The sequence below is a fragment of the Methylobacterium ajmalii genome, assembly GCF_016613415.1.
GTDB lineage: Bacteria > Pseudomonadota > Alphaproteobacteria > Rhizobiales > Beijerinckiaceae > Methylobacterium > Methylobacterium ajmalii.
Genome location: NZ_JACWCT010000028.1, coordinates 1 through 10,984, shown reverse-complemented (window position 1 = coordinate 10,984; position 10,984 = coordinate 1). Strand labels below are relative to the sequence as shown.

The 10,984-nt window shown below is 73.5% G+C and carries 8 protein-coding genes and 2 pseudogenes; 3 read left to right on the top strand and 7 right to left on the bottom strand.

The genetic code is table 11. The annotated features are described in order from the left end of the window. Nucleotides 1-450: pseudogene (locus HPY23_RS05620) on the top strand (chemotaxis protein CheA); the annotation flags it as partial. A gap of 79 nt (nt 451-529) precedes the next feature. Here HPY23_RS05620 and HPY23_RS05615 read toward each other — a convergent pair. The 3 genes and pseudogenes from HPY23_RS05615 to arfB form a co-directional block, all read right to left on the bottom strand. Beyond that, a complete protein-coding gene (locus HPY23_RS05615; protein ID WP_091883667.1) occupies nt 530-2,290 on the bottom strand; it encodes a calcineurin-like phosphoesterase C-terminal domain-containing protein in 1,761 nt (586 codons plus the stop codon). Nucleotides 2,291-2,398: 108 nt separating this feature from the next. Then, nucleotides 2,399-3,121 (bottom strand): annotated as a pseudogene (locus HPY23_RS05610) (methyl-accepting chemotaxis protein); the annotation flags it as partial. A 228-nt stretch (nt 3,122-3,349) separates the two neighbouring features. Further along, nucleotides 3,350-3,775 (bottom strand): alternative ribosome rescue aminoacyl-tRNA hydrolase ArfB, encoded by a 426-nt coding sequence (gene arfB / locus HPY23_RS05605; protein WP_060846599.1) that lies wholly within the window; start codon nt 3,773-3,775, stop codon nt 3,350-3,352. A gap of 29 nt (nt 3,776-3,804) precedes the next feature. Between arfB and HPY23_RS05600 the strand changes: the two genes are divergently transcribed. Then, nucleotides 3,805-6,498 (top strand): ligase-associated DNA damage response DEXH box helicase, encoded by a 2,694-nt coding sequence (locus HPY23_RS05600; RefSeq protein ID WP_236012626.1) that lies wholly within the window; start codon nt 3,805-3,807, stop codon nt 6,496-6,498. A gap of 50 nt (nt 6,499-6,548) precedes the next feature. Next, complete coding sequence (gene pdeM / locus HPY23_RS05595; RefSeq protein WP_091883672.1) at nt 6,549-7,262, top strand: ligase-associated DNA damage response endonuclease PdeM; 714 nt, start codon at nt 6,549-6,551, stop codon at nt 7,260-7,262. A gap of 1 nt (nt 7,263) precedes the next feature. Here pdeM and HPY23_RS05590 read toward each other — a convergent pair whose 3' ends face one another. From HPY23_RS05590 to HPY23_RS05575, 4 genes are all read right to left on the bottom strand, one after another. After that, nucleotides 7,264-7,701: a DUF3429 domain-containing protein gene (locus HPY23_RS05590; RefSeq protein ID WP_091883313.1), complete on the bottom strand. Its 438-nt coding sequence runs from the start codon at nt 7,699-7,701 to the stop codon at nt 7,264-7,266. Next, the gene (locus HPY23_RS05585; RefSeq protein WP_244537506.1) at nt 7,701-8,465 is read right to left on the bottom strand and encodes a TIGR02186 family protein; all 765 of its coding nucleotides are present in this window, start codon (nt 8,463-8,465) and stop codon (nt 7,701-7,703) included. The genes HPY23_RS05590 and HPY23_RS05585 overlap by 1 nt, the downstream gene beginning before the upstream one ends. 27 nt (nt 8,466-8,492) lie before the next feature. Next, entirely contained in the window at nt 8,493-9,416 is a 924-nt protein-coding gene (locus HPY23_RS05580) for a sulfite exporter TauE/SafE family protein (protein ID WP_060846604.1), read from the bottom strand. Nucleotides 9,417-9,568: 152 nt separating this feature from the next. Beyond that, nucleotides 9,569-10,984, bottom strand: a 1,416-nt coding sequence (locus tag HPY23_RS05575; protein ID WP_200649569.1) for a tetratricopeptide repeat protein, incomplete at its 5' end; no start/stop codon positions are given.

Genomic DNA, 10,984 nt, shown 5'->3' with positions numbered 1-10,984 from the left:
CCCCGCGAGACCCCGGCGCCGGTGCGCCCGCGCGCCACCGAGCCCGCGCCGCTGCCCCCGGGCCGCGCGGTGCAGGCCAAGCCCGCCGCCCCGCGCGAGAAGTCCGCCGAGGAGAAATCCGCGAAGGGCGAGACGTCCGCAAAGCCCGCCCATGCCCGGGATGCCAGGGCGGAGACGCCGCGGCCCGCGCCGGCCAAGCCGGCGTCCGAGAAGGCCGCGGCCGAGAAGCGCCCGGTCGAGCGCACCGCCGAGAAGCCGGCCCCCCGGCGCGAGAGGCCCGATTCTGCGCAACGCACGGCCTCCGCTCAAGTCCCGGCTGCCGCGCCGCCGGAGGAGCCGACCCGCTTCCTGGGCGTGCCGCTCCCGGACTTCGCGCCGGCCGGCCGGGCGATCAAGGACACCGTGAAGGACACGGTGGACGCCGTGATCGCGTTCCCGAGCCGGCTCTGACCGGATTGCACGGGAACCGCCGGCTCGGGTGAGCCGGCGGCGTTCGTGATCGTGACGCGGTCGTCGGTCGTCCCTGGCGCTATCCCGCCCGGGCCGCGCCGTCGAGGAGTTCGAGCACCAGCCCGTCGCGATGCGGCCGGCCGTACTCGTCGATGGCCTCGACGGTGAGGCGATGGGTGCCTGCGCGCAGGTCCCGCGGCAGGCGCGCGGTCCAGAGATGCGAGCACGGCTCGGCCTTCACCCACGATTTCTTGGTCGCGGCGTTGCGGGCGTAGAGCGCGGCGACGAACGGGTCCGGCCGGCGCGTCCGGGTCATCGGGATGAGCGGCCCGTCGCCGATGCGGAAAGACACCGTGCTGCGCGGCCCGCCATCGAACAGGTTGACCACCACGTTCGTGCCGCCCGCGCTCTCGGCCGGGATCGTTGCGCCGAGGAGCTCGTAGAGGCGCGTGTCCGGCAGCCGGGCGAGGTCGTCGCCGTGGAACTGGCTCTCCAGCACGATCCGCATCTGGCGGCCCGCATCGTCGCTCGCCGGGACGTAGCGGGTCGTGTAGGTCCGCCCACCGGCGATGCTCAGCACGTGGAAGCCGTGCGGGGTGCCGTCGCGGCTGTCGGCGGTGGCGATGCCGCGCCGGTCCGGCGGGCCGCTCCACCACGAGCCCGAGACCGCGGTGAGGACGTGGTGGTGATGAGCGTCCCCGCCCTCGGCGCCGGCCCGGCCGTCGGGCCCGAGGTAATGGTGCTCGGTGGTGTGGGTGTGGCCCGAGACGCTGACCGACGGGCGTCCGGCCAGCAACCGCAGCAGCTGCGCCCGGTCGGCGGTGCTGTTGGCCGGATCGTCGGGCCCGAGATCGTTCGTCAGCGGGATATGCATCGCCACCACCACGAGGCGGTCGGCGGGCACCTGCTTCAGCAGGTTCTCCACGAAGGCGAGCTGGCGCTCGCCGATCCGGCCCTCGTAGCGCCCGCCCCGGCTCGCCGTGGCGGTGCGGGCACCGAGATAGTTCACGTTGTCGAGCATCAGGAACAGCACGCCGCCGTGTTCCAGCGCGTAGTACGGCGCCCCGAAGGTGCGCTTGAAGGTCTCGCGGGAATGGCGGGCGTCGGGCGCCTCGAAGTTGAGGTCGTGGTTGCCGCCGAGATGGAACCACGGCACGCCGATCTGCGCCATGATCCGGTTCTGGCGCGGATAGAGCGAGAGGTCGTCGAACAGCACGTCGCCGGTCGTCATGCCGAATGCGACCTTGCCGAACGCCCCCCGCGTGCCGAGCACCCGGGCGACCGCGGTGTCGCGTACGAAGGTCAGCTCGGCGTGGCTCTCCGACTGGGGATCGGTGAACAGCACGACGTCGAAGTCGCCGCTCTCGGGGCTCCGCGTCAGGCCGAAATCGACGGATGCGGGCAGCGGTCCGGTCGGCGCGATGCCGGGATAGCGCAGGGCGAGGTCCGGCGGCGTGCCGGCCGGCTGGTGCAGGTAGGAGAAATGCGGCAATCCGTCGGGCCCGGGCGGCAGGGAAAATCCCGTCGGCTTGATCACGAAGATCACCGCCTCGTCGCCGATCGGCAGGGCGTATCGCCCCTGCGCGTCGGTGCGGACCACCTCGCGACCGTTCGAGACCAGCACGTTGGGCAGGCCTGGATCGTCGGGCCCGCGCCGCCCCTTGGCACCGCGATCCTCGTAGACGATGCCGGTGGCCTGGCCGGCGGCTCGACCGTCCCCTTGGCCGACGCTCGGCCCGCCGGTTCCGCTCCCCTGGGCCCGGGCCGCGAGGGGAGCCAGGGCCAGGGCCGTCGCTCCGGCCAGGGTGGTGCGACGGGTGAGGGTGTGGTGGTCCGTCATCGTGGCCTCGTCCTCCCGGCCGCCCTGCCCGCCGGGGCGGAGCGAGACGGCGCGCTGGTGCGGCCCGGAGGCAACCACGGCTCCTTGACGGTTCGGTGACGGCCGGGCTCAAGCCGCCCGCACGTGCTCCAGGAAGCGGGCGACGCCCCGACGGAGGTCCTCGGACTGGTGCGACAGGGCGGAAGCGGCGGCGAGCACCTGGTCGGCGGCCACGCCGGTCTCGCCCGCCGTGCCGGCGACGTGTCGACGGTCTGCGTCACCACCCGGGCGCCGTTCGCGGCGTGCGAGGCGTTCTGGACGATGTCGCGGGTGGCGGTCCCCTGGTCCTCGACCGCGCCGGCGATGACGCTCGTCATCCGGCTGACCTCTCGGATGCGGTCGGCGATGCCGCCGATCGCCGCCGCCTGGCCGGTGGCGCCCTGGATGCGGCCGATCTGGCTTCCGATCTCCTCCGTCGCCCGGCCGGTCTGGCCGGCGAGGGCCTTAACCTCGGCGGCGACGACCGAGAAGCCCCGCCTCGCCGGCCCGCGCCGCCTCGATGGTGGCGTTGAGCGCGGGAAGGTTGGTCTGGCTCGCGATGGCATCGACGATGCCCACGACGTCGCCGATCTTGGCGACAGCCCCGTTCACCTGCTGCACCAGGGCGGCGGTGCGGCCCGCCTCGTCGGTGGCCGTGCGGGCAAGGTCCGCGAAGGCCGCGGCGCGCTGCCCGATCTCGGCGACCGAGGTGCCCAGACGGCCCGCCGCCTCGGCGACGACGCCGCCGACCGGCGCCTCGAAGCGGTCGGCCATCTCGCGCGACCCGGCGCGCCGCTGCGCCTCGGCCGGGGCGAGGTGCGAACGCAGTGAGCCTCGGAGGAGGGATCCAGTGATCTCGGAGGCTTCTGGAGCCCTCCTTCGAGGTCAGTCGATCAGAGATCGCGTGCGATCTCCGATCGCCAACGATCTCTGATCGCCGACACCTCAGGATGAGGTTGCTGGTGGGATAGGCTATATGGATCGGTCGAACAGTCTCTACCAGTTCTCAACCGACCATTACGGCAGGACTATCAGCGCTCCTCAATCGAACCCGGTCTTGCCGCCACGCAGCTTCTTCACGTCGCCGCGGCGGCCCTTGTCCTCCAGCCGGCGCTTCTTCGAGGCGAGGGTCGGGCGGGTCGGGCGGCGTGGCGTCGGCGGCACGGCGGCCTCGCGCACGAGGTCGACGAGGCGCTCACGCGCCTCGGCGCGGTTGCGCTCCTGGGTGCGGTGGTTCTGCGCCGTGATGACCAGGACGCCGTCCGAGGTGAGGCGCCGCCCGGCGAGCTTCATCAGGCGGATCGCCACGGCGTTCGGCAGCGAGGGCGAGCGGCGCACGTCGAAGCGCAGCTGTACCGCGGACGACACCTTGTTGACGTTCTGCCCGCCCGGGCCGGAGGCGCGCACGAAGCTCTCGTCGAGCTCGGACTCGTCGAGGGTGATCCAGGGCGTGCATTCGAGACCCAACGACCGGCGCTCCCGAGAACCTGTGCGACATGATAATTCCCGCCGCCATCCCACGAAACCGGCGCGCGCGCTACATCCCGGTCGTGCCCAGACCCTCCGCCCCCGCCGCACCGACCCGCAAGGCCCGCTCGCGCAAGGCCCCTTCGCGCAAGGCGCCCTCCGACGAGGTGACGTCCGGCGAGGCGCCCGTTCCCGCGCCGGCCGCTCCCGAGCCGTCTCCCGCCTCGCCAACGGCCTTGCCGCCCGCCTTCGCGGAGTGGTTCGCGGCGCGCGGCTGGGCGCCGCGGCCGCACCAGCTCGCGCTGCTGGCGGCGGCGCAAGTCGGGCGCTCGGCCCTGCTGGTGGCGCCGACCGGGGCCGGCAAGACGCTCGCCGGCTTCCTGCCGACCCTGGTCGAGCTGGCCGAGGGCGGCGGCAAGGGCGGCCTGCACACCCTCTACATCTCGCCGCTGAAGGCGCTGGCGGTCGACATCGCCCGCAACCTCGAGGCGCCGGTCGCCGGGATCGGGCTGGGGCAGACGATCCGGATCGAGACCCGCACCGGCGATACCCCGTCGCACAAGCGGACCCGCCAAGTCGCGCGCCCGCCCCACATCCTGCTGACCACCCCCGAGCAGCTGGCGCTGCTGATCGCCCACCGGGAGGCGGCCGCGCTCTTCCGCGGCCTCAAGCGGGTGGTGCTCGACGAATTGCACGCCCTCGTCACCTCGAAGCGCGGCGACCTCCTGAGCCTCGGCCTCGCCCGGCTGCACCGCCTCGCTCCGGGGCTCGCCACCACCGGCCTGTCGGCGACGGTGCGCGAGCCCGACGCGCTGCGGCGCTACCTGGTGCCGCAAGTCGCCGAGCGAGGCTCCGAGCCGGCGATGGCCGACCTGATCACCGTCGAGGGCGGGGCCCGCGCCGACCTGCACATGCTGGAGACCGGCCGCACCTTGCCGCTCGCCGGGCACACCGCCTGGCAATCGATGCCGGCCGTCTACGACCTGATCCGGCGCCACAAGCTGGTGCTGGTCTTCGTCAACACCCGCCTCCAGGCCGAGTACACCTTCCAGGAACTCTGGAACCTCAACGACGACGGATTGCCGATCGCGCTCCACCACGGCTCCCTCGACGCGACGCAGCGCCGGAAGGTCGAGGCCGCAATGGCGGCCGGCGTGCTCCGCGCCGTGGTCTGCACCGCGACCCTCGACCTCGGCATCGACTGGGGCGACGTCGACCTCGTGATCAACATCGGCGCGCCGAAGGGCGCGAGCCGGATCATGCAGCGGATCGGCCGGGCCAACCACCGGATGGACGAGCCCTCGAAGGCCTATCTGGTGCCCGCCAACCGCTTCGAGATGCTGGAATGCCGCGCCGCCCTCGACGCGGTCGAGGAGGCGGCGCAGGACACGCCCGATCCGCGCATCGGCGCCCTCGACGTGCTGGCCCAGCACGTGCTCGGCATGGCCTGCGCCGGGCCGTTTTCCGAGGACGAGCTCTACGAGGAGGTCCGGGCCGCCTCGCCCTACGCCGACCTGACCCGCGAGGATTTCGCCCTCGTCCTCGATTACGTCGCCACCGGCGGCTACGCGCTCAGGGCCTACGAGCGCTTCGCCAAGATCCTGCGCGGGCCGGACGGGCTGTGGCGGGTGCGCGACGCCCGCACCGCGCAGCAGTACCGGATGAATGTCGGCACGATCATCGAATCGACCAAGGTCAAGGTGCGGCTCGCCCGGCGCAACCGGACGAAACCCGGCGCCGTTCTGCCCGCGGGCGGCCGGGTGCTCGGCGAGATCGAGGAGGATTTCGCCGAGACGCTGACGGTCGGCGACACCTTCCTGTTCGCGGGCGAGATCCTGCGCTTCGAGGGCCTGCACGAGGACGAGGCGCTGGTCACCCGCGGGCCACCCGGCACCGATCCGGCGATCCCGAGCTATGCCGGCTCGAAGTTCCCGCTCTCGACCTTCCTCGCCGCCCGGGTGCGGGCGCTGATCGCCGACCCGTTCGAGTGGGACCGGCTCCCGGCCCAGGTCGCCGACTACCTGGTGCAGCAGCGCCGCCGCTCGGTGCTGCCGGGCCCCCGTGACCTCCTGGTCGAGACGTTTCCGCGGGCCAACCGCCACTACCTCGCCTGCTTCCCGTTCGAGGGCCGCCTCGCCCACCAGACCCTCGGCATGCTGCTGACCCGCCGCCTGGAGCGGGCCGGGATGCGGCCGCTCGGTTTCGCCGCCAACGATTACGGCCTCGCGGTGTTCGGCACCCGCGACTTGTCGGACCGCATCGCCCGCGAGCCCGGCTTCCTCGATGGGCTGTTCGCCGAGGACATGCTCGGCGACGACCTCGAGGAATGGCTCGACGAATCCGCGATGATGAAGCGCACGTTCCGCCAATGCGCCGTCATCGCCGGCCTGATCGAGCGCCGGCATCCGGGCCAGCGCAAGACCGGGCGCCAGGTCACGATCTCGACCGACCTGATCTACGACGTGCTGCGCAAGCATCAGCCCGGCCACCTGCTGCTGCGGGCGGCGCGCCAGGATGCGGCAACCGGACTCCTCGACGTGACCCGCCTCGGTATGATGCTTGCGCGCATCCAGGGGCGAATCATCCACCAGGCCCTCGACCGGGTCTCGCCGCTCGCCGTCAACGTCATGCTCGAGATCGGGCGTGAGCGGGTCTACGGCGAGGGGGCGGACGAGATCCTGGCCGAGGCCGAGGCCGCTCTCCTCGGCGAGGCGCTGGCATGACGGAACAGAGACCGGAGGGCGCCCCGCTCCGGCACAGGAAGACGATCACCGTGGCCGTGTCGCTGAAGCTCGAGAAGACCCACAAGACCCCCGGCGTGGCGCTCGCCGGCGAAACCCTCGTCCTCGACCTCAGCGGCGCCCTGTGGCTGCCCGAGCACCGGACGCTCGTCGTCTCCGATCTCCACCTCGAGAAGGGCTCGGCGTTCGCCGCCCGCTCGGGCCAGTTCCTGCCGCCCTACGACACCCGCGAGACCCTCGCGAACCTGCACGAGGCGGTGGCCCGCCTCGACCCGGCCCGCGTGGTGTGCTTGGGCGATTCCTTCCACGACGCGCAGGGGCCGGCCCGCCTCGACGTCGCCGACCGGGCGCTGATCGCGGCGCTGCAGGAGGGCCGCGACTGGGTCTGGATCTCCGGCAACCACGACCGGGCGGTGCAGGACGGCGTCGGCGGCCGCTTCGCCGACACCCTGGCGGTCGGCGGCCTGACGCTCCGGCACGAGCCCGCGGCGGCGCGCGAGCCCGGCGAGGTCGCGGGCCACTTCCACCCGGTCGGCAAGGTGGCGATGCGCGGCCGCGCGGTGCGCCGGCGCTGCTTCGTCCTCGACGGCACCCGCCTGGTGATGCCGGCCTTCGGGGCGCTGACCGGGGGGCTCAACGTCCGCGACAAGGTCTTCGACGAGCTGTTTCCCGGCGGGTTCACCGCGCACCTGATTGGGGACGGGAGGGTCTTCGCGATCAGCCGGACGATGCTGACGCGGGAGTGAGCTACGGCGAGCCGAGAAACCCCGCCGCCAGCAATGCCAGCCCGGCCACGCCCGAGAGCGCCAGCCGCAGCCGCCCGAGCCAGGCCGGCACCAGCCCGCGCCGCGGCAGGTCCTGGTCGACGAGGCCCCAGGCGAGGACCAGGGCGCCCAGCGCCCTGAGGTCCCAGGGGGCCGGCGCGAACAACGCCGCCCAGGCGACGAGCGAGGGCACGATCGCCACGGCGTAGTCGGCGCCCCGCCCCGCCGGCGAAGCGGCGGCCGCGCCCCAGCGCAGGCCGCCGAGGAACGAGGCGATCACGGCGCCGTAGGCGGCCAGCAGCGGGCGCGGCGACACCCCGAACAGCGACTGGCCGAGGATCACCAGGGCGGAGAGACCCAGGAACGGGATCAGGCCCCCGGCCCCGAGGACGAGGGCGGCGGGGGGAGCGGTGCGGGGCATCAGTCTCTCCGGAAGATCACGCTGGCGAGCCAGCCGGAGATGAGCGCCAGCGCCCCGACGGCAAGACCGTAGGCCAGCGACCAATCGCGGGCGGCATCGGCGAGCCCCTGCTCGATGCCGGATTTCACCAGGTCGAACCGCGCCTCGTGGCGCGCGAGCGGCACGCCGCCGGCGAGCAGCACCACCTCGACGTCGTAGGCGCCGACCGGCGCGGTGGCCGGCAGCGGCGCGGTGGCGCGAAACACCGTCGGCGCCAGGAAGCGCACGCCGGATGCGGTCTCGGTGAACAGCCGCTCGCGCCGGCGCAGGCGCAGCAGCGCCTCGCGGAACGGATCGTCCGGCACCGGCGCCGCCAGGGTGAGGTCCGGCGCGGCGACGATCGCCGAGAGCCCGAGCCGCAGGCGCCGGCGCGTCGCCTCGTCGGCGAGGTCGGGCAGGGCCCGCGAGGACAGGACCGCCAGGAAGCTCGGCACCTCGGCGAATTTCTGCTGCGCGCGGTTGACCCAGACCGGGCCGAGGGCCTCCTTCTCGCGCACCGTCAGCGACTGGCGCGGCCCCCGGATCGTCACCACCACGTCGTAGCCGCCGGACCGCGCCGCCGCCTGGCCGTCGCGCTCGACCGCGCCGAACACCGCGACCGACGTGCCGGTATAGGTCGAGGTGACGGCGAGCCGGTTGAACGACAGGCTGACGACCAGGGATTCGGCCCGGGCCGGGCCAATGGAGAGCAGGCCGAGCAGGAGCAGGTGCGCGCGTGCCGGCACTTTGTTCGGACCGTGCCCGGGGCGCATTCAGCGCGCCTCCTGGACCACGATCGAGAACGGCTCCGCGGGCCGTAAGCCCAGCTCGACCGCGAAGCGCAGGCCGACCGCCAGGACCAGGATGGCGAGCAGGAACCGGAAGTACTCCGAGCGCAGGTTGCGCCCGGCCCGTGCGCCGAACTGCGCGCCGAACACCCCGCCGACGATCAGGATCACCGCCAGCACGACGTCGACCGCCTGGTTCTGCGTCGCGTGCAGCACCAGGGCGACGAAGCTGGTGCACAGGATCTGGAACTGCGAGGTGCCCACCACCACGCTCGTCGGTACCCGCATCAGGTAGAGGAGCGCCGGGACCAGGATGAAGCCGCCGCCGATGCCGAGCACCGCGCCGGCAAAGCCCACGAACAGCGCGAGGCCGAGGATCGGGATCACGCTGGCGTAGAGCCGCGAGCGGGGAAACCGCACCCGCAGCGGCCAGGCCATGTAGGCGGCATGATCCCCGCCGAGCCGCGCGGGCCGCGCCCGGCCGTGCCGGCTCGCCCAGAAGCCGCGCACGGATTCCGTGAGCATCAGCCCGCCCACCACCGTGAACAGCGTGACGTAGGCGACGGTGATGACGAGATCGAGCTGGCCCGCCCGCCGCATGGCGGCGAAGAACCAGACGCCGAGGCTCGTCCCGGCGAAGCCCCCCAGCACCAGGACGAGGCCGAGACGCAGGTCGAGGGCGTTGCGGCGGAGCGCCGCCAGCACGCTGGTGGTCGAGGAGGCGACGATCGGCGCGGTCTGGGTCGCGACGGCGACGGCCGGCGGGATGCCCATCACGATCAGGATCGGCGTCATCAGGAAGCCGCCGCCGATGCCGAACAGGCCCGAGATGAACCCCACCGCCGCGCCGAGCCCGATGAGGACGAGGACGCTGACCGGCATCTCGGCGATCGGGAGGTAGATCTGCAACGGAGGAGCGGTCCGGGACGGCGCGGGACCCCGATCCTAGACCATGTTTTCGCCGCTGGGGAAACCGGGCGGCAGGAAGGGCAATGAGTCCGTGTCCCGGAACGACGAAGGGCGCGGATCGCTCCGCGCCCTTCGTCGTTCCTCGTGTCCGTTCAGACCTTGCCGGTGCTCCGGCCCGCTGCGAGCGGCGGCGGCGCGCCGATCAGCGACATGCCGCCGGCCGGAGAGGCGGTCTCGACCCGCATCGGCGGGGGATCGTTCGCCACCGGATCCGGCGTCTTCGCCTTCCAGGCCTCGGCGGCGGCGCGGGCGGCGGCGAGGTCCTTCGGAGCCAGCTTGGCCGCGACCTCGTCGCGCTTGCGGCCGGCATCGTCGTCGCCCTGCGCGGCGGCGGCGGCGAACCAGCCATAGGCCTGGGCCAGGTCCTGGTTGACCCCGAGCCCGCGGGCAAGGAGCACCGCGAGGTTGTACTGGCTGTCGCGCACGCCGTACTCGGCCGCCTTGCGGAACCAGTTCGACGCGGAGGCGTAGTCGGGCTTGCCGCCGGCGGCCCCCGACTCGGCCAGCATCACCGCGAGGTTGTGCATCGCCCGGACGTGACCCTGGATCGCCGCGCGGCCGTACCACAGCCGGGCCTTGTCCTGGTCGCGGACGAGGCCGAGGCCCTTCTCGTACTGGCTGCCGAGGCGGTACTGCGCCGGGGCGTAGCCGGCATTCGCCAGACGGTCGAACAGCTTGGCGGCGAGGGCGGCGTCCCGCGGCAGGCCGCGGCCGTCGACGGTGCGGCTGGCGAGCTCGTAGATCGCGGCGCCGTCGCCCTCGAGCGCCGCCTGGCGCAGGGAGGACGCGCCGGCCGGGATGCCGGAGAGGTCGCCGCTCAGGGACGCCATGTCGGCGACCCGCGGCAGCGCCGGCTTCGCCGGCTCCAGCGGCTTGCCGAGATCGGACACCTTGCCGAGATCGGAGACCTTGCCGAGATCGGCCGCCTTGGAGGGTTCCGAGGCCTTGGCCGCCTCCCCGGCCTTGGCGGCGTCGCCGGGCTTTGCCGCGACGTCCGGCTTGCCGGAAGCTTCGGCCTCGGGCTTGGCGGGGGCGGCCTTCGCGGTCGACGCATCGCCCGGGACGGCGAGCGCCTTCGGGCCGGCATTGGCGACCGACTGGGTCGTGGCCGGGTCGACCGGCGCGGAGGCCTCGCGGGAGGTCGTTGCGCCGCCGAGCCGCGGACCGGAGGTCTGCAGGGCCTGCAGTGTCCCGAGCGCCAGCACGATCGCCGCGATACCGAGGAGGAGCGGCCGCCGGCGACGCTCGATCGCGCTCCGCAGCCGCTCGACCAGGCTGCCACGGACCTCGCCGTCCCGCTCGGCCGCCGGCATGGCGGCGGCGGTGCCCGAGGCTTCGGCGGCGGCGGCCTGAGCGGCCCGGCGGGCGGCGGCGATGAAGCTTGCCTTGATGTCGCCGGCCGGCATCTCGGGCGCGGGCGCCTCGGCCGGCGCGGCCTGCGGCTGGCGCGGGCGCGAGGCGCCGGGCTCCAGCATCTCGTCGGCGGGGCTCGCCGGTCCGGTCCGGAG